Source organism: Acidisoma sibiricum (genome assembly GCF_057837225.1).
On the sequence record NZ_CM174445.1, the window covers coordinates 187,577 to 213,190 of the forward strand.

Genomic DNA, 25,614 nt, shown 5'->3' on the forward strand with positions numbered 1-25,614 from the left:
ACAATACCGGGTGGTCGCGGTGTTGTAGGATAGCGGCAGGAAGCGCGGATGGATCGCAAGCACGGGTTTTTCAAGGCTGTCCTGGCAAGGTTTGTTGTGCTGGGCTGCAGCTTTGCCCTGTTGGCCGTGGGCATCCTGCCCGTCCGTGCTCAGGGACTGCCGCCCATGAGTGCCATCCTCATCGACGCGCGCAGCGGCCAGACGCTTTACGCCCAGAATGCCGATGAGCCCCGCTACCCGGCCAGCCTGACCAAGCTGATGACGCTTTATCTGCTGTTTGAGGCGCTGCGTGATCACCGCATCACCTTCAATGAGATGATGCCCGTTTCAGTCCATGCCGCTTCGGTCGAACCGGTGAAGCTCGGCGCGCGCCCAGGCTCCCGCATTACCGTGCAGGAAGCCATCCTGGGCATGGTCACGCTGTCAGCCAATGACGCCGCAACCGTCGCGGGTGAATTCCTGGCCGGCGGCGACGAGACCCGGTTTGGCGCGCTGATGACCCTGAAAGCCCATGCGCTCGGCATGAACGACACGGTCTTCCATAATGCCTCAGGGCTGCCCGACCCGGCTCAGGTCACCACTGCACATGATCTGGCCATCCTGGCCCGCCGCCTGGTGGTGGATTTTCCCGACGATTATCACTTCTTTTCCACGCCGAGCTTCGTCTTTCATGGCCGCGTCATCTTCAACCATGATCACCTGCTGAAATCCTATCCGGGCGCCGACGGCATGAAGACCGGCTATACCAATGCCGCCGGCCACAACCTTGTCACCAGCGCCATGCGCGGCGGCGTGCGCCTGATCGGGGTCGTCATGGCCGCACCGTCCAACGGCTATCGCGACCATCAGATGGCGGCCATGCTGGATGGTGGGTTCGGTCAAGAACTCGGCGGTGGCGCCAAGCTGGCAGCCCTGCAGGCCCAGCAGGCGGCCCGCCAGGCGCAGGCCCAGCAGCCCGTGCTGCCCGCCACGGCACCACTTGCCACATCCAATCCCCGTGCCGTCGCCGTCGCCAGTGCCCCTGGCTTAGGCGGCCGCGGCAATTGGAGTCTCGATCTCGGAAGCTACCCCTCCAAGGCCGCCGCCTATAAGGCGCTGCGCATCGGCCAGCGGGAAGCTGGCGGCGGCATCGTTCATCTGGCCGCCGCGCGCAGCAAAACCCGCCACGGCGGCTGGCACGCCTGGATCGCCTCGGTCAGCGAAGCCCATGCCCGCGCCGCCTGTTCGGCCATGACCCATTTTGGCCGCACCTGCGTGCCGGTGCGCCCGATGGGCGCCCACAACGGGCGCGAACTGGCCGAGCGCTAAGCCACCCGCCGCCTGCTTTTCAGCGATCGTCCTCTTCCCCTGGGAAAATCACCCGCGGATTGAACAGGCCGGCAGGGTCCAGGGCGGTCTTGATGCGCTGCATGAGGCCAAGCTCGACCCCGCCGCGCCAACTTTCCATCATGCCGGTCTTAAGCCGGCCGACCCCATGCTCGGCCGAAAAGCTGCCCGACAGAGCCTGCACGACCGTGCCCACCGCTGCCATCAGCGCCTCGGACTCAGCAAGAAAGGCAGCGCCGTCCGCGCCGTCCGGCTGCACGAGATTGAAGTGGATATTACCATCACCCAGATGCCCGAAAGGCGCGATGCGGATGCCCGGCACCAGAGCAGTACATGCCTCCGTCGCCGCAGCCATCAGCGCCGGTAAGGCTGCCAGCGGCACCGCAATATCGTTCTTGACCGAAGCACCAGCGCGTTTCTGCGCTTCCGAATGCTCTTCCCGCAGCTTCCAGAAAGCCAGCCTTTGCGCCTCGTTCTGAGCGAGGGCCGCGTCCGTCAGTTCGCCTGCCTCCAAAGCCTCACCCAGAACCTCCTCCAGCATTTCGGCCAGTGTGCGGGCCGCATCCTGGCCGCCGCTGGCCGCACAATCGACCAGCACATAATGGTCAGCAGCGCCGACCGGCCGCTCGGTCCCCGGAATCTGCGCGAGCACCAGATCGAGCGACACCGCACTCATATATTCAAAGGCATGCAGCGCACCGGCGTCGCGGGCGCGGAGGCGAGCCAGCAATGCCAGGGCCTGTTCGACGGAGGACAGGGCGCAGAAAGCCGCGGCCCGCGCCGTCACCCCCGGCTGCAGGCGCAAAACCGCGGCCGTGATGATTCCCAGCGTGCCCTCGGACCCCACGAAAAGCTGCCGCAAGGCGTAGCCGGTATTGTCCTTATGGAGATGCCGCAGACCGTGCCAGACCTGACCGTCGGCCAGCACGACCTCCAGCCCGAGCACGAGGTCGCGGGCATTGCCGAAGCGCAGCGTATTATTGCCGCCGGCATTGGTGGCGAGCACGCCGCCGATCTGGGCGCTGCCTTCCGAACTGATCGAAAGCGGCAGGAGCATGCCCTGCTCAGCGGCCATGGCTTGCGCCGCGGCGAGCGTGACGCCGGCCTCGACCGTCATGGTCAGATCGACCGGGTCGACCGCCCGCAGCGCGCGCAGCCGTTCCAGGCTGAGAACGATGTCGGTGCCATTGGCCGAGGGCACGGCGCCGCCGACCATGGAGGTATTGCCGCCTTGCGGAATGATGGCGGCACCGGCGGCGGCACAGAGCTTTACCGCGGCCGCGACCTCTGCCGTGCTGCGCGGCCGGATCACGGCCAGCGGACGCCCGGTATACAGTTGCCGCCAATCTGTCGCGTAGCCGGCCATCTCCGCCGCAACGGTCAGAACCGCGCCCTCCCCCAGAGCAGCGCGCAGATCGTCAAGCAAGCCACTCATCGGATGCTCCGTCAGGCGGCAGCGTCGCTATGGACCCGCTCTGTCCCGGTATAGGGTTCAAGCCCCAGGACGGCTGCCAACCGGCCGAGCTTGCGGATGATGCTCTCGCCTGCAAAAACCCCGGCATCTTCCTTGAGATTGAGGATGAGCTTGCCGCTGTCGATGGCCAGCGCCGTATTGGCAAGCAGATCCGGCGTGCCGCCCGACAGGGTATAGGCAAGCTGCAGCGCCGCACCCAGCACTTCGGCCTGCTGCAAGGAGGCCATGTCGAGCAGCATGCGCGCCGGTGCCAGGAACGGTGCATCGGGCTCGGCCTCATACCGCATGGCGATGGCGAGCGACAGAAAGGCGCGGGCGTGATGGTCGATCGCGACGCCAGGCTGGCGCAGCACGCGCAGAAATCCCTGTTCGGCGCGGTATTCCGGGTGATCGTGACTGGCGACGTCTGAAAACCAGCAGGCCGCTTCCCGCAGCAGGCGCTGCTCGGGCGTCTCGCCCACCACCAGCGGCGCTGTCCAGGCGATCAGCGCCGGCGCCAGCCGTGGGTCGCGGCCGAAGACCGTCGCCATGTCGCGGGCAGCTGCGGTAATCGGTTCCGCGGCGCGAATCTCCGGCGGCAGGTTGTGCATGAGCCAGCCTTCGCGCAGCCCGTTCGCACTGAAGACAACGCGTGACGCGCCCGTCACGCGCAGCAGGCGCCGCAGCACGACGGCGGCAAAGGGCAGATCGTCGATGCGGCGCCGTGGCAGGCCTGGCAGGCGTTCCAGCGCGCGGCGGCTGGCCCCAGCCACGACACCGGCCAGATCGCGCGCCTCATCGCGGGCGATGGTGTAGTGGTGCAGCATGTTGAGCGGGTAGCTTGTCTGCGTCATGTGGATGCGCGCCAGCGCCCGGAAGGCGCCGCCGACGAGATAAAGATCCTGGCCAGCGCCCTCGCCCAGCCAAGGCACGCGGGCCGTATCTTCCTCAACAATGATGCGCGCGCGGGTGAGATCACCGCCCGAACGGTCTGCCAGGCGGATAACGCCCAGGCGCATCGTCTCGCTGTCGATGGCACGTCCACCGATGAGACGGACGGCTTCCAGCGAACCACCGCCAATATCGAGCAGAATCCCCTCGGCTGTCGGAATGCCGCAGAGCACGCCCGCCGCGGAATAGGCGGCCTCTTCTTTGCCGGAGAGAATGCGGATGGGCACGCCGGGCATCAGCGCCTGCAGCCCGGCCACGAATTCAGGGCCGTTGGAGGCATCGCGGACGGCCGCCGTCGCCAGCACCTCGAACGGATTGGCGCCCATGGCACGCGCCACCGCATGGTAGCGGCTCATGACCATCAGCGCCTGCTGCACGCCTTCTTCGTTCAGGCGGCCGCTTTGCTGCAGGCCGCGACCCAGCCGCAGCACCGCCTTCTCATTGAAGATGGTGACCGGATTGCGGGATTGTCCCTCAAAGACGACGAGCCGGACCGAATTCGAGCCCAGATCGACGACGGCGGAGCGCGGTAAGGTCAGCGTCAGTCCCTCATTCCATGGGGTTTGCGGCCCACATGCTGGAGCAGCGATGGGCCGTGAAGAGCAGATCCCCGCCCCGATAGCGATGGGTTGGTCATGAAGTAGTTATGCGCCGAAATCGGTTTACGGCCGCTTTGCACGCGCCGCCAGGTCATGTCCTGTCCCAGTTCCCAGGACTGCATATTGTCTTTGAGATCGACCACCATGATCTGGTCCAGGATCTGGGCATGCACCGTCGGATTGCGGATCGGCACCAGCGTTTCCACCCGCATGTCGAGATTGCGGGCCATCCAGTCGGCACTGCTGATGAAGACCCGCGCATGACGGTTGGGCAAAGCATGGCCATTGGCAAAGGCAACGATGCGGGCGTGTTCCAGAAACCGCCCGACGATGGATTTCACCCTGATATTCTCAGACAGGCCCGGCACGCCCGGCCGCAGGCAGCAGATGCCGCGGATGACGCATTTCACCGATACGCCGGCGGACGAGGCCTCATACAGCAAATCGATCAGCCGCTCATCGACCAGCGCATTGACCTTCAGCCAGATACCGGAGGGCCGGCCCTCGCGCGCCGCCTGGATTTCATCCTGGATCAGATGCGTCAGCCGCTTGCGCGTGGTCAGCGGGCTGAAGGCGATGGCGTCCATCTTCTCGGGCTTGGCGTAGCCGGTCATGAAGTTGAACAGCCGGGCGGCGTCGCGAGTCAGCTCGGGGTCGCAGGTGAAGAAGCTGAGATCGGTGTAAATCCGGGCCGTGATCGGATGGTAATTGCCGGTGCCGAAATGGGCATAGGAGCGCACCCCGCCCCCCTCGCGCCGCACCACCAGCGACAGCTTGGCGTGGGTCTTGAGTTCGGTGAACCCGAAGACGACCTGCACGCCCGCCGCCTCCAGCGTGCGCGAGAGGCGGATATTCGCCTCCTCGTCGAAGCGCGCGCGCAGTTCCACCATGGCGGTGACGGATTTGCCGGCCTCCGCCGCTTCGATCAGCGCCTTGACGATCGGGCTGTCCTTGCTGGTGCGATAGAGCGTCTGCTTGACCGCGACCACGCTCGGGTCCCCCGCCGCCTGGCGCAGGAACTGCACGACGACGTCGAAACTCTCAAACGGATGGTGGACGATGATATCCTTGGCGCGAATGGCCGCGAAGCAATCACCGCCGAAATCGCGGATGCGCTCAGGAAAGCGCGGCGTATAGGGCGTAAACAGCAGATCCGGCCGGTCATCGACGATCAGCTGCTTGAGATCGACGGTGCCGAGAATGCCCGCTTCCTCAAAAATCTCTTCCGGCGGGGCGGAGACGGCATCGCGCACCAGCTGCTTTAGCTCCTCGGGCATCGAGGCCTGCAAGGTGAGGTTGATCGCGACGCCACGCCGGCGACGCTTGAGCGCGGTTTCATAGGAGAGGACGAGATCCGCCGCTTCATCCTCGAATTCCACATCCGTGTCGCGGATGACGCGAAACAGGCCGTGGGCTTCGCGGGCATAGCCTGGGAAAAGATGCTCGAGGAACATCCCCACCACGTCTTCCAGCATAACGAAGCGGATCGGCCCGCCAGGCTCGCCGGCCGGCAGGCGGATAAAGCGCTCGACCTGACCGGGCAGCGGAATCAGGGCCCGCATGACGTGCCGGTCGTGATTGGAGACCAGCAGCAGGGCTAGGACGAGGCCCATATTCGGGATGAAGGGAAAGGGATGGGCCGGATCGACCGCCAGCGGCGTCAGAACCGGGAAGATCCGGTCCATGAAGAAGGCATCCAGCCACTCACGGTCGGCATCCGTCAGCGACCCGATATCAGCGACCACGACGCCTGCGACCGCGAGTTCCGCCCGGACTTTGTTCCAGGCATGCTGCTGGTCAGCGAGCAGGCGGCGGGCGCGCGTATTGATCTGGGCCAGTTGCTGCGCCGGGGTCAGCCCGTCGGGCGAGGTCTTGACCACGCCGGCCTTGGCCTGGCCGACCAGGCCGGCGACGCGGACGGAATAGAATTCGTCGAGGTTGGAGCCGCTTATGGAAATGAAGCGCAACCGCTCCAAAAGCGGATGATGGCGGTTCTCAGCCTCTTCCACGACACGATGATTGAAATCAAGCCAGGAGAGTTCCCGGTTGATGAAGCGCGCAGGGGAATCGCGCATCATCGTCTCAGCCGCTGTAGCGCTTCCGGCCTCATCACCGGCAGCCGAATTTTCCTCAATTATGGTCGGATGGATGTCTGAGTCTTCTGGGGTCATCGTCGCAGTCTAGAGGAGGATGCGCTCGTTTGGGGAGTGTTCCTGCACTGACTTATTCAAAACTTCACAGCTATCCTCGCCGATGCTCTCTACCAAAGACGCGGCCATGGCGCGGGTGACGCGACCGCCGGCCGCCAGCGCCTGACGGTCCAGTCGGGCTGCCGCCTCACGCAGCGCCGCGGGATGGCGCGGCAGGCGGGCCAAAAGCCAGTCCTGCAGGCTTTCGCCCAGAACGAGCTGGCGTTCCGACAGCAGACGCGCCAATAGCGCTCGCAGCAGGGGATCTTCCGCCGGTTTCACCGCAACCGCCGTCATGGCCCGCAGGCGACTTGCGAGGTCCGGCAGTGTAACGCGCCACCGGGCCGGTGGGCTGCGACCCACCATCAGCAGCGGTCGGCGCATTTCGGCGGCCAGGTTCATCAGATGCAGGAGCACGGTTTCATCCGGCGCGGCGTCTGCATCATCGAGCGCGATTGCGTGACTGCCGGCGAGTTCTGGCAGACGGCGGAGCATGGGCCCGTCCAGCAGCAAGGCGCCGTTCCGCTCGGCCCAAAGCTGCAGCAGATGCGTCTTGCCGCAGCCGGCATGGCCGCAAAGGGCGAGCCGGCCGGCAGGCCAGCCGGCCGTGCGCCCAAGCCAGGCCTGCGCCTCCTCATTCGACGGCGCGGCAATGAAATCCTCGACCCTGAAGCGCGGGACATAGGCAAAGGGCAGAGCGAGCTGCCGGATGGAACCATCGCCCTCGGCGGTCATGGCGTAAACCTATCGTCGCCGGGCGGCGGATCGAGATACAGGGGGCTCTGGAGATACCGCCTGATCCAGAAACGCGCCAGCACGCCCAGCGCAGCCGTCACCGGCACCGCGAGCAGGACGCCCAGAAAGCCGAAGGCAGCACCCCCTGCAAGCAGGGCAAAAATCACCAGCACGTCGTGCAACTCGACCCGATTGCCGAGTAGCCGGGGATAGATGACGTAGCCTTCCAGGACCTGACCGAGCACGAAGACGCCCATCACCATTATGACGCCGTTCCAGTCCGGGAACTGGGCGACCGCCAGGCCGAAGGAGGTGACGGCCCCGGTGATAGTGCCGACATAGGGGATGAAGGACAGCAGTCCCGCCGTCAGCCCGACGATGAGGCCTAGATCGAGTCCCACGATGGTCAGCCCCACCGCATAAAAGGCCGCGAGCATGAGGCAGCACAGCATTTGTCCGCGTAGCCAGGCCGAGAGAATACGGTCGACCTCCCAGACCTGGGCGCGGATGATGCCGGCGTAGCGGAGCGGCAGAACGGCATCGACCTTGCCAACGAGCCTCGGCCAGTCGCGCAGCAGATAAAACGCCGCGATCGGCGTCACCACGATCAGCGTCAGCGCATTGACGATGGCAAAGCCGCCGCCGATGACGCGGCTCAGGGCGCCGACGGCGAAGGGGATCATCGCACCGGCATGGGAGGCGACAATTTCGCGGATCTTGCTGTCCACGAAATCGGCGCCGAGATGCTTCTGCAGGTGAGAGAGCGTGCCATTCGCCCAGGCCTGCACCTCCACGACATATTCCGGCACGCGCTGCAGCAGCAGCCCGACCTGCGACAGGATGATGGGGTAGAGCAGCAGCACGAAGGTGAGCGCCGCCGCGAGCAGGGCTGTCACCAGCAGCACGGCCGAAAGCCAGCGCGGCAGGCCGGCGCGGGCCATGCGTGTGGCGACGGGATCGAGAAAATAAGCAATGCCGAGCGCGGCCACGAAGGGCAGCAGAATCGCAGAGAACAGGTAGAAGAACAGCACCAGCGCCAGGAGCAGGCCCATGATCAGGGCCAGGCGCTGCTGACGCGCAGACTTTTCTTGTCGTTCAGTCAGCGGCGGCGCGGGCGGCAGATCCGTCATCGGCTATCGCCCTTTCTGGCACGCGTTCCCGCCATAGCGCTTGCGCGGAAAGCCTTGGTTGCGTCACGAAGACGGCTGTGTTTGTTTCCGCGCCTCGTCAAACGACTTTCCTGAACTGCTTGGGCCCGCGCCGCCCGTCGCGGCATTGCCCGAGCTTAAACGCCTAGCGCATCGAGGGCCTGAATGACCATAGCGGCAAATCCCGGCAACGGCGTGACCTACGCAGAGGCCGGCGTGGATATCGAAGCCGGCGATGCGCTGGTCGACGCCATCAAGCCGCTGGCGAAATCGACCAATCGCAGCGGCGTCATGGGTGGCTTGGGCGGTTTCGGCGCGCTGTTCGACCTTAAGGCTGCCGGCTTCCGCGACCCCGTGCTGATCTCGTCCACCGATGGCGTCGGCACCAAGCTGAAGATCGCCATCGACCACGGGCTGCATGATACGGTCGGCATCGACCTTGTCGCCATGTGCGTCAACGACCTCGTGGTGCAAGGCGCCGAACCGCTGTTCTTCCTGGATTATTTCGCGACGGGCAGCCTGGACGTGGCCTCCGCGAAACGGGTGATCGCCGGCATCGCAGAAGGCTGCCGCCTGTCCGGCTGCGCGCTGGTGGGCGGTGAGACGGCTGAAATGCCGGGCATGTATCAGGCCGGCGACTATGATCTCGCGGGCTTCACCGTGGGCGCGGCCGAGCGCGAAAATCTTCTCCCGCGCGACGTGAAGCCGGGCGACGTGGTCCTGGGCCTTGCCAGCTCGGGCGTGCATTCCAATGGTTTTTCGCTCGTCCGCAAAGTGGCCGAGGTTGCGGGTATCGGCATGGACTCCCCCGCGCCCTTCGCCGACGGGCAGACGCTCGCGGAAGCGCTGATGGTGCCGACCAAGCTTTATGTCCTCTCCCTTCTGGCCCTGCACCGCAAGGGTCTGCTCAAGGCGGCCGCGCATATCACTGGCGGCGGCCTGCCGGGCAATCTGCCACGCGCACTGGCCGAAGGGACGCTCGCCCGCATCGATGCCGGTGCCTGGGCTCTGCCGGCGGTCTTCCCCTGGCTCGCGCGCGCCGGTGGCGTGGCCCCGCAAGAGATGCTGCGCGTCTTCAACTGCGGCATCGGCATGACGGCGGTGGTGGCACCCGAACATGTGGCCGAAGCCCGCGCCATTCTGGAAGCCGAAGGCGAGACCGTCTTCGAGATCGGCCACATCGAGGCGGCGGAAGGCGAGGCCCGTACCGAAATCGCCATTCCTGCCGGCTGGCCCGGCTGAGATGGCGTCCCGTCGCCGCACGGCCGTACTGATCAGCGGCCGTGGCTCGAATATGGAAGCGCTGATCGCGGCCGCGGCCGCGCCGGATTTCCCGGCCGAGATCGTGCTCGTGCTCTCCAACAACCCTGAGGCCGGTGGGCTTGCGACCGCTGCGGCGGCCGGCATCCCGACGATCGCCATCGACCATCGACGTTTCGGTAAGGATCGGGCCGCGCATGAGGCCGAGGTCGATGCCGCGCTGCACGGCGCTGATGTAGAGATCATCTGCCTTGCGGGCTATATGCGCCTGCTGTCACCCTATCTCGTTGGCCGCTGGGCAGGGCGGATGATCAATATCCATCCCAGCCTGCTGCCCGATCTACGCGGGCTGCACACGCATGAACGCGCCATCGAAGCGGGCCATGCCGAGCATGGCTGCACGGTACATCTGGTGACGGAAGACCTCGATGCGGGACCGATCGTGGCCCAGGCGCGGGTCCCGGTTCTGTCCGGCGATACGCCCGCAAGCCTCGCCGCGCGCGTGCTGGAGGCGGAGCACACGCTGTATCCGCGAGCACTGCGACAGTTCGCGCTGTCACTGGCGGATTGAACCGACGCTGAAACAGAAACGGAGGCCACGGCCCCCGTTTCCCATCAGGCAAAGCGGCCTGAAATCAGGCGACGATTTCGGTCTCGGCGAAGAAATAGGCGATTTCGATCTTCGCGTTCTCGGCGCTGTCCGAACCATGGACGGAGTTCGCTTCGATGCTTTCCGCGAATTCGGCGCGAATGGTGCCGGCATCGGCCTTTTTCGGGTCGGTGGCACCCATCAGCTCGCGGTTCTTCAGAACCGCGTTCTCGCCCTGCAATACCTGCAGCACGACGGGGCCCGAGATCATGAAGCTGACCAGCTCGCCGAAGAAGGAACGCTCCTTATGCACGGCGTAGAAGCCCTCGGCCTGCGCCTGGGTCAGCTGCACGCGCTTCTGGGCGACGATGGACAGGCCGTTCTTCTCGAAAACCGCATTGATCGCGCCCGTCAGGTTGCGGCGGGTCGCGTCGGGCTTCAGAATGGAAAAGGTGCGCTCAATAGCCATGGGACTGTCTTTCTTTTCTGGATAAGCAAAGTCTGTGCGCGGGCGTTTAGAGGGTAAGACAGAGGGCTGCAAGCCACGCCGTTCCGTCTGCTGCCATTTGACGCTAGATGAGCCGCTATGAGCCTCCTGACCATTCGCAATCTCTCGATCTCCATCAAAGGCCGGCCGCTGCTGGAAAATGCCGACCTGACGGTCGATCCCGGCCGGCGCATCGGTCTGATCGGCCGCAACGGCGCTGGCAAATCGACGCTGATGCGCGCGATTTCCGGCGATCTGGCGCCCGATGGTGGGGAAATCCGCCTGGCCAGCCGCGCCAAGATGGGTGCCGTTGCGCAGGAAGCGCCGGGCGGCACCGTCACCCCGGTCGAGGTCGTGCTGGCAGCTGATCGCGAACGCACCACTCTGCTGGCGGAAGCGGAAGCGCCGGAGACCGACGCACTGCGCCTGGCGGAAGTGCATGAGCGGCTGCGCACCATCGAAAGCGACAGCGCCCCTGCACGAGCCGGTGCCATTCTCAGCGGTCTGGGCTTCAGCCTGGAACGCCAGCTTGGGCCGATGAGCGCGCTCTCAGGCGGCTGGCGCATGCGCGTGGCGCTTGCTTCCGCCCTCTTCGGCAACCCGGACCTGCTGCTGCTCGATGAGCCCACCAACCATCTCGATCTTGAAGCCTCGCTCTGGCTTGAAGGCTGGCTCGCGAAGTTTCCCGGTGCGGCGCTGATCGTCTCGCATGACCGCGGCCTGCTCGACCGGTCGGTCGAGGCCATCGCCCATCTCGATCGCGGCAAGATCACACTGACCACCGGCGGCTTCGCGGAATTCCTGCGCCTGCGGGCCGAGCGCAGCGCCCAGCAGAAGCGCATGGCCGAGAAGGTCACGGCCGAGCGTGAGCGGATTCAAGCTTTCGTTGACCGCTTCCGCGCCAAGGCCACCAAGGCCCGCCAGGCGCAAAGCCGGCTAAAGGCGCTGGAACGGCTGCCGCCCGTGGAAAATGTCATCGAAGATGCACCGACGCGCTTCTCCTTCCCCGACCCCAGCCGTATCGCGCCGCCCATTCTGACGCTGGACCGCGTGTCGGTCGGCTATGGCGGCAAGCCCGTGCTGCGCAACATCTCCCTCAGCCTGGATACGGATGACCGGGTCGCCCTGCTCGGTGCCAATGGCAACGGCAAATCGACGCTCGCCAAGCTGATCGCCGGGTCGATGGAGCCGCTGGCGGGCGAAGCGCGCCGCGCGCCGGGCCTGAAGGTCGGCTATTTCGCCCAGGATCAGGCGGAAGCCTTGGTCCTGTCCGAGACGCCCGTCGATCATATGGCCCGCGCCCTGCCGCGGGCCTTACCGCCGCAGGTGCGCGCCCAGCTCGCGCGCTTCGGCCTCGACGCTGACCGCGCCGATACCAAAGTTGGAGAACTGTCGGGCGGTGAAAAGGGCCGTCTGCTGCTGGCGCTTGCCACGCGCGACGCGCCGCATCTGCTGATCCTGGACGAACCCACCAACCATCTGGATATCGACGCCAAGGAGGCGCTGATCCGCGCGTTGGCGGATTATACGGGCGCCGTGCTGCTGATCACCCATGACCCGCATCTCGTGGAGCTGGTCGCGGACCGGCTGTGGCTGGTGGCCGACGGCACGGCCGCGCAGTTCGACGGCGATATGGACGACTATCGCCAGAGGCTGGCGGGGCTGACGGGCGGGCCCGGCAAAACAGAGACCGCCCCCACCCGCCAGGATGACCGGCGCGAGCGCGCGGAAGCGCGCGCGGCCCTGGCTCCTTTGCGGAAAATCGCCCAGGACGCAGAGAAAAAGATCGCAAAACTGACCGCCGACCGGGCGAAAATCGAGGCGATCCTGGCCGACCCGGGCTTTTACGAAAAGCATGGCGGGGCGGAAGTGGTGCGCGGGCAGCAGAAGCTCGCCGCCATCGCACGCGACATCGAAGCGGCCGAGGAAGCCTGGCTGGAAGCACAAGGCGCGCTGGAAGAGGCCGGTTAGACCATCTGCCCACATCCGGCTGCGGCGGAGCAGCCCTGCCCCAGTTAACGACCGGGCCAGACCTCTGCTAGAGTCGCCGCATGGAATTCCGTTCGCTCTATGCCCACGGCTTCGCCCGTGTCGCCGCCTGCACCATCGACAGCCGCCCGGGCGACCCGGCGGCCAACGCGCAGTCCATCTTGGAGGAAGCGCGGCTTTGTCACGAGGACGGCGTGGTGCTTTGCGTCTTCCCGGAACTCTCTGTCTCGGCCTATGCGATTGACGACCTGCTGCTGCAGGACGTGCTGCTCGACGCCGTGCAGGCAGCGATTGCGACCATCGTCGAAGGCAGCCGCGACCTGACGCCGATCCTGCTGGTCGGCGCGCCGCTGGCCCAGGGCGCGCGGCTTTACAACACCGCCGTCGTCATCCATCGCGGTCGCATCCTGGGCGTGGTCCCCAAAATCCACCTGCCCAATTACCGCGAATTCTATGAAAAGCGGCACTTCGCCTCCGGCATGGGCACGGAAGGGCGCGTGATCGCGCTCGGCGGCGAGGACATCCCCTTCGGTCCCGATCTGCTCTTTGCAGCAAACGATCTGCCCGGCTTCGTGCTGCATGTGGAAATCTGCGAGGATGTCTGGGTACCGGTGCCCCCCAGTTCTCAAGGCGCTTTGGCCGGCGCCACGATCCTGGCCAATCTTTCGGCCAGCAATATCACCATCGGCAAGGCGGAGACGCGGACACAGCTTTCCATCAGCCAGTCCGCCCGCTGCCACGCGGCCTATCTTTATGCCGCCGCGGGGGCCGGGGAATCGACGACCGACCTCGCCTGGGACGGCCAGGCCTCGATCTTCGAGATGGGCGAAACACTGGCCGAGACCGACCGCTTCCCGCTTGCCGCCCAGCGCGCGATCGCGGATGTCGATCTCGACCGGCTGCGGCAGGAACGGCTGCGCATGGGCAGTTTCGACGATAATGCGCGCGCCATCGGAATCGAGCCCGAACAGTTCCGCCGCATTCCGCTGAACCTTGACCCGCCGACCCGCGATCTCGGCCTGAAGCGGCACTTGCAACGCTTCCCCTTCGTGCCCGCCGATCCCGCGCGTCTGCATCAGGATTGCTACGAGGCCTATAATATTCAGATCAGCGGGCTGGTGCAGCGGCTACGCGGCATCGGCGTCAAGCGCATGGTCATTGGGGTCTCGGGCGGTCTTGATTCGACCCATGCCCTGATCGTCGCGGCCCGTGCCGCCGACCGGCTGGGACTGCCGCGCGCCAATATCCTCGCCTTCACCATGCCCGGCTTCGCGACCAGCGATGAGACCAAGTCCAATGCCATCCGCCTGATGGAGAGCTTGAACGTCACGTGGCGGGAGCTGGATATCCGCCCGGCTGCGACGCAGATGCTGTCCGATCTCGGCCATCCCTTCGGCCAGGGCGAGCCGGTCTATGACGTGACCTTCGAGAATGTGCAGGCAGGACTGCGCACCGACTATCTGTTCCGCCTCGCCAACCATAACGATGCCATCGTGCTCGGCACGGGCGATCTCTCGGAACTCGCCCTCGGCTGGTGTACCTATGGCGTCGGCGACCAGATGTCCCACTACAACGTCAATGGCGGTATTCCCAAGACCCTCATCCAGCATCTCATTCGCTGGGTTGTGGAAAGCGGCCAGTTCGCCGAGGCCGTCGGAGAAACGCTGACCGCCATTCTGAACACTGAGATTTCACCGGAACTGGTCCCGGCGAAACCGGGCGAGAAGCCGCAGAGCACGGAAGCCAAAATCGGTCCCTACGCGCTTCAGGATTTCACGCTGTTTCACGTGCTGCGCTATGGCTTCCGCCCGTCCAAAATCGCCTTCCTGGCACTAATGGCCTGGGAAGACGCGGCCCGCGGCGTCTGGCCGCCCGGATATCCGGGCGACCGCAGGCCTGCCTATACCCTTCCCGAAATCAAACATTGGATGGGCGTTTTCCTGCGCCGCTTCTTTGCCTTCAGCCAGTTCAAGCGCTCGGCCATGCCCAATGGCCCCAAGGTCAGCGCGGGCGGCAGCCTCTCGCCGCGGGGCGATTGGCGGGCGCCGTCCGACGGCAATGCCAGTGCCTGGCTTCAGGAATGGGAGAAGATCATTCCAGACGAGCAATAAGACGCTCGCCGCCTCTTGCCATAGGTCGCGCAGTCTGATGGAAGACAGTGATGGACACAGAATCTCGATTGTCCGGCTTGCGCGTCCTCATTCTTGAGGACGAAGCCCTGCTGGCCATGCTGCTGGAAGACGTTTTGGCGGAATTCGGCTGCACGCTGGTCGGCCCCTTCAGCCATAACGAGGAGGCTCTGGCCTTTCTCGCGGCGCACCCGACCGGCTGCGACATCGGTATTCTGGACGTGAATGTTTCCGGCCATCGCAGCGACCCGGTCGCGGCCGAGTTCGATCGCCTCGGCCTGCCCTTCGCCTTCAGCACGGGTTATGACGAGTCCGGGCTTAGCGAGCCCTGGCGCGGCAAACCCTGTCTCCGCAAGCCGTTTCGCCCGGCCGACATGGAGCGGCTGCTAGCGGATATGCTCTCCGCGTAAGATCGGCCACGACCCGTTTAGCCGCTACGACTCACTCATCCTCGTCATGGGTGCGGCGGACCAGCACTTCCCGCTTGCCAACATGGTTGGCGGGGCCGACGATCCCGTCCTTCTCCATCTGCTCGATGAGACGGGCGGCGCGGTTATAGCCGATCTGAAGATGGCGCTGGATGAAGCTGGTACTGGCCTTGCCTTCACGGGCAACGAGCGCCACCGCCTGATCGAACAGCCCCTTCTCGCCTTCCCCGGCTCCGGGTTGCGGAGAGCCGCCGCCACTGCCGCCACCCGGCTCTTCCTGGGCTTCGGTCACTTCTTCCAGATAATTCGGCTCGCCTTGCTCACGCAGGAAGGCGACGGCGTCTTCGACCTCACGGTCTGTGACGAAGGGGCCATGCACGCGGGTAATGCGGCCGCCACCGGCCATGTACAGCATGTCGCCCTGGCCCAGCAGCTGTTCCGAACCTTGCTCGCCCAGGATGGTGCGGCTGTCGAATTTGCTGATGACCTGGAAGCTGATGCGGGTCGGAAAGTTCGCCTTGATGGTACCGGTGATGACATCGACCGAGGGCCGCTGTGTGGCCATGATGACATGGATGCCGGCGGCACGCGCCATCTGCGCCAGGCGCTGCACTGCGGCTTCGATCTCTTTGCCGGCCACCATCATGAGGTCGGCCATTTCGTCGATGACGACGACAAGGAAGGGCAGAGGCTCCAGCGCCAGCGCCTGCTCCTCGAAGATCGGGCGGCCGGTCTCGGCATCGAAGCCGGTCTGCACGCGGCGGGTGACCACTTCCCCGCGGGACCGGGCCTCGGCCACGCGCTCATTATAGCCGCCGATATTGCGGACGCTGAGCTGGCTCATGGCGCGATAGCGCCGCTCCATCTCCCGCACGGTCCATTTCAGCGCCGTCACCGCCTTGGCGGGTTCGGTCACCACAGGGGCCATCAGATGCGGGATGCCGTCATAGACGGAGAGTTCCAGCATCTTCGGGTCGATCAGGATCAGGCGGCAATCCTCGGGCGACAGCCGGAAGAGCAGCGACAGGATCATGGCGTTGATGCCGACCGACTTGCCCGAACCGGTGGTGCCGGCGACGAGTAGATGCGGCATGCGGGCAAGATCGACAATGACAGGCGACCCGCCGATATCCTTGCCGAGTGCCAGCGGCAGGCGGCCGGTATGGCTGCTCCATTCCTCGACCGACATCAGCTCGCGCAGGAACACGGTCTCCCGCTTGGTATTCGGAACCTCGATGCCGATGACATTGCGGCCGGGAACGGTCGCGATACGGACGGCGGTGACGGAGAGGCTGCGGGCAACGTCATCGGCGAGGCCGATCACACGGGCGGAGCGGATGCCGGGGGCCGGTTCCAGCTCGTACAGCGTGACCACCGGGCCAGGACGGATTTCTACGATGCTACCCTGGACACCGTAATCGGACAGCACCGTCTCCAGCAGGCGCGCATTGGCCTGCAGTGCTTCAGGGCTGATGCCGACCTCATGCTGAGCCGGCGGGTCCTTCAGCAGGTCGATCGGCGGTAGTTTCCATCCTGCGTGACTGCTGGTCACGGGCGGGGGCTCCGGCCGCATCGCCGGGCGGACCCTGTCGCGCTGATTACGAATGCGGGTGTCGCCAGCATTCGCCGGCGCAGAAGTGGTCCCACCTGTTGCCGCAAATCCGGCCGCGGTCAGCTTTCCGCCAGGCGCCGTGCGGGCGGTGGCCATGGCCACGACCGGCTCGCGCCGAGCACGATCCTGATGGTCCTCAGGATCGTCGGGGTCCATCGGCGGCAGGTTGAAGATCGGGTGCGGGGACGGCTCTTCCGTCGATTGCCCGCGGCCCCAGTCTGGCAGGCGGGAGAAGATGCCGCCTAAGCGGCTGCCAAAACCGGACATGCCGGAGCTGACGCCCCGTGTTTGGCCGACCGAGCGCATCGATCGCATGGAGAGGGAGGCCGCGCCCATGGCACCGGATCGGGCGCGCGAGCCCGCAGCCCGCCACTCCATCGCCGTCAGCCCAAAGCCAAAGGCTACCAGGCCGAGGCCGGCCAGCATCTCGATCACCCAGGCGACCGCACTGCCGAGCGGGCCGAACAGCGAATGCGCCGTGCCGATGATGACATGCTCGGCGCCGTAGCCGACCGCCCCACCCCATCCGGCCGCGAGCCAAGCTGAACTGCCGCTGGCCGGTATCGGCAGATTGGCGATGCCGCCGGCCAGCAGCGGCATCGCCGCGACAAGCGCCAGAAGACGGAAAGCGAGATGGGTCAGCCGCCGATTTTCGGCGATGCGCCAGCCCCAGAGCAGCATGACCCAGACCGGCAGCGTGCCGACCACGCCGAAACCCTGCCAGGACAGATCGGCGATGGCGGCACCCGTCGGGCCCGCCAGATTGCGGACGAGGGTGCCAGCCGTGTCGAAAGAGGCATCGGCGGGATGGTAGGAGGCGAGCGCCACACCAAGGCCGATGCCTGCGAGGCCAAGCCCCAGACCCACCAGGGATGCCAGCCGGCGGCGCAGCAAAGCCAACATGGGGGGTGAGATGAGACGGCGGGCTTCGGCAATGGCGGCCATCGGTATCCTTTCCAATGATGCCGGTGGTCCCCGGACAATCACGAATCGCTATGCCGGGCCATGGTATCAAAATACTGTGCTGGCGCGGGGCTTGCGGACAGCAGAGAACAGGCAGGGTCTATCCGGCCTTGCGGCCCCCTGCCCTCACGACGATGATCGCAGCAGCGGCTCAGAAAATACTGGCGATGCCATGTCCGATATTGCCAAAGAAGCTGCGCTTCTGCTGGCCATTCGCGTTGGTCTGGGCGACGGCGGTCGTTGCCTTCGCGCCGGACCCCGCAGGCGCGACCGGAGCCACAACCTGGACCACGGTCGGGTGGTAGATCGGGTGATGCGGCAGGCCGCAGATGTCGTAATTCACCGGCTGGACCACCGGCTTTTCATTCGCAAAATCCAGCAGTTCCTTGGAGCTTTTCAGCGCCAGGACCTGATCGAACAGGGAGACGTTCTGCTGGCAGAACAGCGTGCCCTCCTTGATGGAGGCGTCCGACTGAACATTGGCAAGCTGCGTGATGTAGCTGTCATGTTCGGTGCGCCAGCTGCGGCCATAGTGATGCGAAAAATAGCTGTTCAACGCCGTGTCCTCTTTCACGAGGGTCGGGCGGAAGTTCATCACGAAGCTATTGTAGCGCTCGCGCGTGTCGCAAGCGAGCGCCGTCACCATGAGCTGGCTTTTCAGACCGGCGACATTCATCGCCGTGCCCTCAATGGGTTTCAAACAGGTCGCGGAGGCGATGCCAGGGGCAAGCAGAGAGGTTGCCACAAGGGTAGCGAACAGGCGGCGCATGGTGAACTCCGGGCCAAGGATAAGCTGTCTTATACGGTCACAAGATCGGCGGGGCGTGTGAGGTAAAGCCTGTATTCCTCAGATTTGCAAATAAATTTGTGCGACAGAGCGGACCACGCCCAATCGTTGCAGGGCGCAAATTTTGCGCAAGCTTTGCCTCCCGAAAGACTGGCAGGACGCCCGCAAACCGCTTATAGCCGAAAGAGGCCCCGCAAATGCAGAGGTGGTTAAGATTCCTGAGGATCTGTTTCTGAACTGCGAGCCTGGGCCGTATGTATGCGAGCTTGCAACCGATCGTCCCGGCGACAACGGCGCCGCGCAGATTGTCCGGGACCGATTGAGTGCCATCGGTCTGGACGGGCTTCGGGCCCGGGCCAAGGCAGCAGAAAACGACCTCATGAGTCTCGGGGTCACCTTCACCGTCTATTCCGATGCGACAGCCATAGATCGCATTCTCCCGTTCGACTGCATTCCGCGGATCATCACCGCCGCCGAATGGCGCAAGCTTGAAACCGGCGTCCAGCAGCGCGTGGCGGCCATCAACGCCTTCCTGCACGACATATACCACGAACGCCACATCCTGCGCGATGGCATCATTCCGGCCGATCTCGTACTCGGGAACGCCAATTACCGGCCGGAGATGGAGAATTTCCCCGTCCGTTTCGGCACCTATGTCCATATCTGCGGCATCGACATTATCCGCGACCAGCAGGGTGACTTCCGCGTGCTGGAAGATAATGCCCGGACGCCGTCCGGCGTCTCCTATGTGGTTGAGAATCGCCACCTCATGCGCCGGGCTTTCCCCGATCTGCTCGCCGGCATGTCGCTGATGCCGGTCGATGATTACGGCCGGCGCCTGCGCGAAGCGCTGACCGAGATCGCGCCCGAAGGCGTGCTGGACCCGCAGGTCGTGCTGCTCTCCCCCGGTATCTACAACTCGGCTTATTTCGAGCATGTCTTCCTGGCCCGCGAGATGGGGGTACCCTTGGTCGAGGGGGCCGATCTGATCGTCGAGGACGATCGGGTTTTCATGAAGACGACGGCCGGCTTGCGCGCCGTGCATTCGATCTACCGCCGCCTGGGTGACGACTTCCTGGACCCGACGGTCTTCCGGCCCGAAAGCCTGCTCGGCGTGCCCGGCCTTATCCGCGCCTGGCGCCGCGGCAATGTCGCGCTGGCAAACGCTGTCGGCACCGGCGTCGCGGACGACAAGGCGGTCTATGCCTATATGCCGCGCATCATTAAATACTATCTCGACCAGGATCCGATCCTGGCCAATGTCGAGACCCATATTTGTCGCGAGGCGGAGGGACTGTCCTATACGCTGGATAATCTCGACAGGCTGGTGACCAAGCCGGTGGGCGAATCGGGCGGCTACGGCATTACCATCGGGCCGCGCGCGACCCGCGAGGAGCTTGACGCGTCGCGCGCCGCGCTGATTGCCAACCCGTCCAACTGGATCAGCCAGCCGGTGATCGGCCTCTCGGTTTGCCCGACACTGACCGATGAGGGCATCCGGCCCCGCCATCTCGATCTTCGCCCCTTCGCGGTCACGGGTCGCAGCACCTGGGTTCTGCCGGGCGGCTTGTCGCGCGTGGCGCTGAAAGCTGGCAGCCTGATCGTCAACTCCTCCCAGGGCGGCGGATCGAAGGATACCTGGGTTCTGGCGGAGGAGACGCGGCGATGACCCAGCAGACCCCGCTTCTGGCCCGCTATGCCGAAAGCCTGTTCTGGATGGCGCGCTATATGGAGCGCCTGGAGAATCTTGCCCGTCTCATCGATGTGACGCAGACCTTTGAAAGCCCCGGCCTGGAGAACGAGGCCTGGGATTCGCTCATCCGCATCTATGCCGATGAGACCGATTTCACGAAGACCTATGGCGCGCCCGAGGCGGATACCGTGAAGCGCTACTACCTGCTCGACCGGGCAAACCCGAATTCGATCGTCAGCTCGATCGAAGCGGCGCGCATGAACGCGCGCACCCTGCGCCCGCTCATCAGCACCGAGATGTGGAAGCACCTCAATGTCTTCCACCGCGACCTGCTGGCGATTGCCGACCACGAGTTGCAGGGTGACAGCCTGTCCCGCCTGTGCTCGCGGATCAAGGAAGGCGTTCAGGCCCATACCGGCATCACTGAAGGCACGCTGTTTCGCGATCAGGGCTGGCATTTCTATGAAATGGGCCGTCTGATCGAGCGCGCAGACCAAACGACCCGCCTGCTCGACATCAAGTTCCACCGCATGCTGCCCAAAGGGTCCGAGGACCGTCGGCAGGAAGAGCGGACGCAATGGGGCGGGGTGCTGCGTGCCGTTGCCGGCTATCACGCCTTTCGCCGTGTCGCGCCCGTTGAGTTTCTGCCGAAAGACGTCGTTGCCTTTCTGCTCACCGATCCCTGCTTTCCCCGCAGCGTTCTGCTCTGCCTCAGCCAGACCGAGTGGCACCTGACCCAGCTGCGCACCAGTTACGGTTTGCGCGGCACACGGATACCGCTGGAACAGATCGAAGATATGCGGGCGGCCTTGTTGGACCGATCGGCAGAACAGATCATTTCAATCGGTTTGCATGATTTCTTGGACGGGATGCAGCGGGACCTGATCAATCTCGCGGCCGGCATCGGGGACGCCTTTTTCCGTGACTGGAAGCCAAGCCTTAAGCAGTCGCAGTCACAAAGTCAGTCGTCCGCTCAACTTTGATGCGATCCGCATGCCTTCGGGCTGCCGCATCCCCGCCGGGCGCGGGGTGATATTCACGCTTCTACCTGAGTGAATACCCGCAGCTTCCGGCTTAATCTCTTGTCTGGACGGACGAAATCCGTTTTATGACGGCATGATCCCGGTCTCTCTTGATCCGCAGGCACTGAACCTCGGCCTGGCTGGCCACGGTCCGTTAGCCCTACGGCGCTGGCAGCTTCTGGCCGAAGGCGGGGCGCATACCGCCCTTTGCTTCGCCGACGAGGACGATGCCGTGTTGCAGGACAGTGCCGGCGCGCAATACCGACGGGGCCTGCCCGATGAAGAGGCCCTCGACAGGCTGGATGTTCTTTGGGTTGTCGGCATGCCGGATGACATGGCAGTCGCCCTGGCCGAGCGGGCACGCCGCCACAAGGTGATGGTTAATGTCGAAGACCGGCGGGAGCAGTGCTTGTTCCACAATACCGCTGAAGTGCGGCGCGGGGACCTGCTCCTCACGGTTTCGACCAATGGCCGCAGCCCGGGCCTTGCCCAGCGCATCCGGCGCTTTCTGGCAGAGACCTTCGGCCCGGAATGGGGCGAGCGACTGGCTCTCCTGACCGCACAGCGGGAGGCGTGGCGGGTCGAGGGGTGCGACATCCCTGAACTCGCAGCCCGAACCAACGCTTTTTTGCAGCAGACCGGCTGGCTCGATTTCTCCCAGCCGCATCGAAAGTGACCGTGAAGACCATGGCAAGCCTGCCCATCCTGCCGAGTTCAGCGCCGTTCCGGCCTGAGGAGATCGCGGCCCTCAACGGCGTGATCACCAAAACCTCGCCCGAGCAGCGCGCGTGGCTGAGCGGTTTCCTCGCCGGCTACCAGACCGCGACCGGGGGCAGCGCCGCCGCTGCGACGCCTGCCCAGGCGCCCGCCAAAAAGGTACCGCTGCTGATTTTGTTCGCGACCGAATCGGGCAATGCGGAAACCCTTGCCGCACAAACCCGCAAGGCGGCCCAGAAGCTTGGCTTTGCCCCCAAGGTTGCCGACGTCGCGGATGTGACCGTGGCCGAAGCCGCGAAAGCTGAAAACCTCCTCGTCATCGTCAGCACCTGGGGCGAAGGCGATCCGCCGCAGCGCGCGACCGATTTCTATAATGGCCTGCTGGCCGAGGATGCGCCGCGCTTCGATAAGACTCGCTTCAGCCTGCTGGCACTGGGCGACCGCGCCTATGTCAATTTCTGCCAGACAGGGCATATCATCGATGAGCGTCTGGTCGCCCTCGGCGCCCGGCGGTTCGCGCCTCTCGTCGAATGCGACGTCGATTTTGCCGCTTCCGCCGGCGCCTGGATCACATCCACCCTCGATGTGCTGCAGAAGGAAACCGCGGACGAGGGTGCGGTCATCCATGTCGATTTCGCGCGGACCCTGCCTGCCGCCGTGGAGAGCGACGACGAGGCCGAACCGCTCTACACGCGCCATGCGCCCTTCGAGGCGACGATCACCGAGCTGATCAACCTCAACGGCAGCGGCTCCTCCGCCGAGACCTGGCACACGGAGCTTTCCGTAGAGGGTTCAGGACTTGTCCATGCGCCGGGCGACGCGCTCGGCATCGTGCCGGTCAACGATCCTGTTCTCGTCGATGACATTCTGAAGGTGACGGGGTTGGAGGGCGACGCCCTTGTCCGCGAAGCTTTGTCGGAAGCCCAGGACATCACGACGCTGACCCGTCCGCAGGTCGAGGCCTATGCCAAGCTGACCGACAGCGCCGAACTCAAGGCGCTGCTGGCCGATGACGCGGCGCTCCGGCAGTGGACCTACGGCCGGCAGGTGATCGATCTGCTGGAGACCGCGCCGACGAAGCTGGACGCGAGCACGCTGACCAGCCTGCTGCGCCCCCTGCCGGGGCGGCTCTATTCCATCGCATCAAGCGCCCGCGCCGCCGAAGACGAGATCCACCTGCTGATTTCGGCCGTGCGCTACGAAACCCATGGCCGCAAGCGGGCGGGCGTCGCTTCCGTCGATATCGCCGAGCGCCGCCGCAAGGGCGGGCCGCTGAAGGTCTATCTCAAGCCAAATCCGCATTTCCGCCTGCCGGCGGACCCGGACCGCGCGGTCATCATGATCGGGCCGGGCACGGGCGTCGCTCCATTCCGCGCTTTCCTGCAGGAGCGTGAGGCCATTGGCGCGACCGGCCGCAACTGGCTGTTCTTCGGCAACCGCCACTTCACGCACGACTTCCTGTACCAGCTCGAATGGCAGGACTGGAAGAAGAGCGGCCTGCTGACACGCATCGATACGGCTTTCTCGCGCGATCAGCGCGAGAAGATCTATGTTCAGCACCGGATCTGGGAGCAGCGCAAAGAGTTGTATTCCTGGATCGAGGACGGCGCCGCGATCTATGTCTGCGGCGACGCCAATGCCATGGCGAAGGACGTGAACCATGCGCTGGTGCGCGTCATCGCCGACCAGAGTGGTGTCGACGAGACGGCCGCTGCTGCCAAGCTCGACGGTCTCCGCCGGGACGGCCGCTATCTGCGCGACGTGTACTGAAAGCCAGAGACCATGTCCGACGAAACCGAGAAAAAACCCCTCTCCCGCAATGAAGGCATCAAGGCCGCCAGCCGCGGCTTGCGCGGCGGCATCGCCGAGGGCCTGACCGATGTCATCACCGGCCAGCTGGACGAGGACGATACCCAGCTGACGAAGTTCCACGGCATCTATCAGCAGGATGACCGCGACATCCGGGCCGAGCGCGGCCGCAAAAAGATGGAAAAGGCCTTCAGCTTCATGGCCCGCGTCCGCGTGCCGGGCGGTCAGATGACGGCGGCCCAGTGGCTGGCGCTGGACGACATCGCGGAGGAGCGCGCCAATGGCACGCTGCGCGTGACGACGCGCCAGGCGATCCAGTTCCACGGCATCATCAAAAGCAACCTGCGGCCCGCCATCAACAGTATCAACACGGCGCTGCTCGATACGCTCGCCGCCTGCGGCGACGTCAACCGCAACGTCATGTGCGCCGTGAACCCCTATCAAGGCCAGATCCATGCGGAGGCGCTGAAACTCTCGCAGGAGATCAGCGACCACCTCTCGCCGCGTACGACCGCCTATCATGAGATCTGGATCGACGGCGAAAAGGTCGTCGATACCTCGCGCGAGGCGGGAGAAGAGGATGAGCCGATCTACGGCAAAACCTACCTGCCCCGGAAATTCAAGATCACCGTCGCCGTTCCCCCTCAGAACGATGTCGACGTCTATGCGCATGACCTTTCCTTCGTCGCACGCCTGAAGGGCCGCAAGATCATCGGCTGGGACGTGCTGGTCGGCGGCGGCATGGGCATGACCCATGGCGAGACCGATACCTTCCCGCGCACGGCGGACGTTCTGGGCTTCTGCACCACGGCCCAGGCCGTGGACGTCGCCGAAAAAGTTGTCACCGTGCAGCGTGATTTCGGTGACCGGTCGGTGCGCAAGCACGCCCGCCTGAAATACACGATCGAGCGCGGCGGCATCGACTGGTTCCGGGCGGAAGTGGAAAAGCGCCTCGGCTACAAGCTCGGCCCCGTGCATGTGCCGGAATTCACCAGCCGGGGCGATCGCTACGGCTGGGTGAAGGGTGACAACGGCCTGTGGCACGTCACGCTGTTCCTGGAGAGCGGACGGGTGAAGGACTGGCCGGAAAAGAAACTGCAAACCGGCATGCGCGAAATAGCCCGGCAGCTGGACGGTGGCGTGATCATCCTGACGCCGAACCAGAATCTGACCATCGCCAATATCTCAGCCGAGCAGAAGCCTTTGGTCGAAGCGCTGCTCGCCGAGCATAACATGGCAATCACCGCCGATAGCGGGCTGCGCCGCAACTCCATGGCCTGTGTCGCGCTCCCGACCTGCGGCCTCGCCTTGGCCGAAAGCGAGCGCTACATGCCCGACCTTCTGACCGCGCTGGAAGGGCAACTTGCCTTGGCAGGGCTGACGGAAGACGAAATCGTCATCCGCATGACCGGCTGCCCGAATGGCTGCGCCCGGCCCTATCTTGCCGAAATCGCCTTCGTCGGCCGTGGCCCCGGCACCTACAACCTCTATCTCGGTGGCAGTCTGGAGGGTGAGCGTCTGAACAAGCTCTACCGCCAGGATGTCGGCGAAGCGGCGATCCTATCGGAACTGGGTCCGCTATTCCGCCAATACGCAACCGAACGAAGCCAGGGGGAAAGTTTCGGCGATTTTGTCATCCGCACCGGCCATATCGCGGCCACCACGGCAGGAAATAATTTCCACGACAATCTTCGCCTGAGCTGACGGGCTTCCGTTTTCCTCAAAAGC

19 protein-coding genes are annotated in these 25,614 nt (G+C 64.9%); 11 read left to right on the forward strand and 8 right to left on the reverse strand.

Features of this window, described 5'->3' with window-relative positions:
* The first annotated feature begins 48 nt into the window (after positions 1–48).
* Entirely contained in the window at positions 49–1,308 is a 1,260-nt protein-coding gene (locus AC3G7M_RS00915) for a D-alanyl-D-alanine carboxypeptidase family protein (protein ID WP_489213857.1), read from the forward strand.
* 19 nt (positions 1,309–1,327) lie between these two features.
* Here AC3G7M_RS00915 and AC3G7M_RS00920 read toward each other — a convergent pair whose 3' ends face one another.
* The 5 genes from AC3G7M_RS00920 to AC3G7M_RS00940 all read right to left on the reverse strand — a co-directional run bounded on the left by AC3G7M_RS00920 (position 1,328) and on the right by AC3G7M_RS00940 (position 8,383).
* The gene (locus AC3G7M_RS00920; protein ID WP_489213859.1) at positions 1,328–2,761 is read right to left on the reverse strand and encodes an FAD-binding oxidoreductase; all 1,434 of its coding nucleotides are present in this window, start codon (positions 2,759–2,761) and stop codon (positions 1,328–1,330) included.
* Between the two features lie 11 nt (positions 2,762–2,772).
* The gene (locus AC3G7M_RS00925) at positions 2,773–4,275 is read right to left on the reverse strand and encodes a Ppx/GppA phosphatase family protein (protein ID WP_489216123.1); all 1,503 of its coding nucleotides are present in this window, start codon (positions 4,273–4,275) and stop codon (positions 2,773–2,775) included.
* Positions 4,272–6,407: an RNA degradosome polyphosphate kinase gene (locus AC3G7M_RS00930; protein ID WP_489213861.1), complete on the reverse strand. Its 2,136-nt coding sequence runs from the start codon at positions 6,405–6,407 to the stop codon at positions 4,272–4,274. Before AC3G7M_RS00930 ends, AC3G7M_RS00925 begins: the two co-directional genes overlap by 4 nt.
* Before the next feature lie 102 nt (positions 6,408–6,509).
* On the reverse strand, positions 6,510–7,253 hold the full coding sequence (locus AC3G7M_RS00935; RefSeq protein WP_489213863.1) for a P-loop NTPase family protein: 744 nt from the start codon (positions 7,251–7,253) through the stop codon (positions 6,510–6,512).
* Positions 7,250–8,383 (reverse strand): AI-2E family transporter, encoded by a 1,134-nt coding sequence (locus tag AC3G7M_RS00940; RefSeq protein WP_489213865.1) that lies wholly within the window; start codon positions 8,381–8,383, stop codon positions 7,250–7,252. Before AC3G7M_RS00940 ends, AC3G7M_RS00935 begins: the two co-directional genes overlap by 4 nt.
* A 183-nt stretch (positions 8,384–8,566) precedes the next feature.
* Here AC3G7M_RS00940 and purM point away from each other — a divergent pair, with 183 nt between their 5' ends.
* Both purM and purN read left to right on the forward strand, forming a co-directional pair.
* Positions 8,567–9,643, forward strand: coding sequence for a phosphoribosylformylglycinamidine cyclo-ligase (gene purM, locus AC3G7M_RS00945; RefSeq protein ID WP_489213867.1), 1,077 nt, complete (start codon positions 8,567–8,569; stop codon positions 9,641–9,643).
* Position 9,644: 1 nt separating this feature from the next.
* The gene (purN, locus tag AC3G7M_RS00950) at positions 9,645–10,232 is read left to right on the forward strand and encodes a phosphoribosylglycinamide formyltransferase (RefSeq protein ID WP_489213869.1); all 588 of its coding nucleotides are present in this window, start codon (positions 9,645–9,647) and stop codon (positions 10,230–10,232) included.
* Positions 10,233–10,296: 64 nt separating this feature from the next.
* On the opposite strand, the gene ndk is transcribed toward purN, so the two are convergent.
* Entirely contained in the window at positions 10,297–10,719 is a 423-nt protein-coding gene (ndk, locus tag AC3G7M_RS00955; protein ID WP_489213870.1) for a nucleoside-diphosphate kinase, read from the reverse strand.
* Between the two features lie 117 nt (positions 10,720–10,836).
* On the opposite strand from ndk, the gene AC3G7M_RS00960 reads away from it, so the two are divergent.
* The 3 genes from AC3G7M_RS00960 to AC3G7M_RS00970 all read left to right on the forward strand — a co-directional run bounded on the left by AC3G7M_RS00960 (position 10,837) and on the right by AC3G7M_RS00970 (position 15,265).
* Positions 10,837–12,708 (forward strand): ABC-F family ATP-binding cassette domain-containing protein, encoded by a 1,872-nt coding sequence (locus AC3G7M_RS00960; protein ID WP_489213872.1) that lies wholly within the window; start codon positions 10,837–10,839, stop codon positions 12,706–12,708.
* An 80-nt stretch (positions 12,709–12,788) separates the two neighbouring features.
* Positions 12,789–14,837, forward strand: a complete 2,049-nt coding sequence (locus tag AC3G7M_RS00965; RefSeq protein WP_489213874.1) for an NAD(+) synthase — start codon at positions 12,789–12,791, stop codon at positions 14,835–14,837.
* 50 nt (positions 14,838–14,887) lie between these two features.
* Positions 14,888–15,265 carry a response regulator gene (locus AC3G7M_RS00970; RefSeq protein ID WP_489213875.1) on the forward strand — a complete coding sequence of 126 codons (378 nt, stop codon included), beginning with the start codon at positions 14,888–14,890 and terminating at the stop codon, positions 15,263–15,265.
* Between the two features lie 31 nt (positions 15,266–15,296).
* Here the strand turns inward: AC3G7M_RS00970 and AC3G7M_RS00975 are convergent, their stop codons facing one another.
* Both AC3G7M_RS00975 and AC3G7M_RS00980 read right to left on the reverse strand, forming a co-directional pair.
* On the reverse strand, positions 15,297–17,840 hold the full coding sequence (locus AC3G7M_RS00975) for a DNA translocase FtsK (RefSeq protein WP_489213876.1): 2,544 nt from the start codon (positions 17,838–17,840) through the stop codon (positions 15,297–15,299).
* Positions 17,841–18,009: 169 nt separating this feature from the next.
* Positions 18,010–18,627: a hypothetical protein gene (locus tag AC3G7M_RS00980; protein ID WP_489213878.1), complete on the reverse strand. Its 618-nt coding sequence runs from the start codon at positions 18,625–18,627 to the stop codon at positions 18,010–18,012.
* A gap of 223 nt (positions 18,628–18,850) precedes the next feature.
* On the opposite strand from AC3G7M_RS00980, the gene AC3G7M_RS00985 reads away from it, so the two are divergent.
* The 5 genes from AC3G7M_RS00985 to AC3G7M_RS01005 all read left to right on the forward strand — a co-directional run bounded on the left by AC3G7M_RS00985 (position 18,851) and on the right by AC3G7M_RS01005 (position 25,590).
* Positions 18,851–20,314, forward strand: a complete 1,464-nt coding sequence (locus AC3G7M_RS00985) for a circularly permuted type 2 ATP-grasp protein (RefSeq protein ID WP_489213880.1) — start codon at positions 18,851–18,853, stop codon at positions 20,312–20,314.
* Complete coding sequence (locus tag AC3G7M_RS00990) at positions 20,311–21,321, forward strand: alpha-E domain-containing protein (protein ID WP_489213882.1); 1,011 nt, start codon at positions 20,311–20,313, stop codon at positions 21,319–21,321. The genes AC3G7M_RS00985 and AC3G7M_RS00990 overlap by 4 nt, the downstream gene beginning before the upstream one ends.
* A gap of 133 nt (positions 21,322–21,454) precedes the next feature.
* Positions 21,455–22,036 carry a precorrin-2 dehydrogenase/sirohydrochlorin ferrochelatase family protein gene (locus tag AC3G7M_RS00995; protein WP_489213884.1) on the forward strand — a complete coding sequence of 194 codons (582 nt, stop codon included), beginning with the start codon at positions 21,455–21,457 and terminating at the stop codon, positions 22,034–22,036.
* Between the two features lie 11 nt (positions 22,037–22,047).
* The gene (locus AC3G7M_RS01000; protein WP_489216125.1) at positions 22,048–23,847 is read left to right on the forward strand and encodes a diflavin oxidoreductase; all 1,800 of its coding nucleotides are present in this window, start codon (positions 22,048–22,050) and stop codon (positions 23,845–23,847) included.
* A 12-nt stretch (positions 23,848–23,859) separates the two neighbouring features.
* Positions 23,860–25,590 carry an NADPH-dependent assimilatory sulfite reductase hemoprotein subunit gene (locus AC3G7M_RS01005; RefSeq protein WP_489213886.1) on the forward strand — a complete coding sequence of 577 codons (1,731 nt, stop codon included), beginning with the start codon at positions 23,860–23,862 and terminating at the stop codon, positions 25,588–25,590.
* Positions 25,591–25,614: the final 24 nt, after the last annotated feature.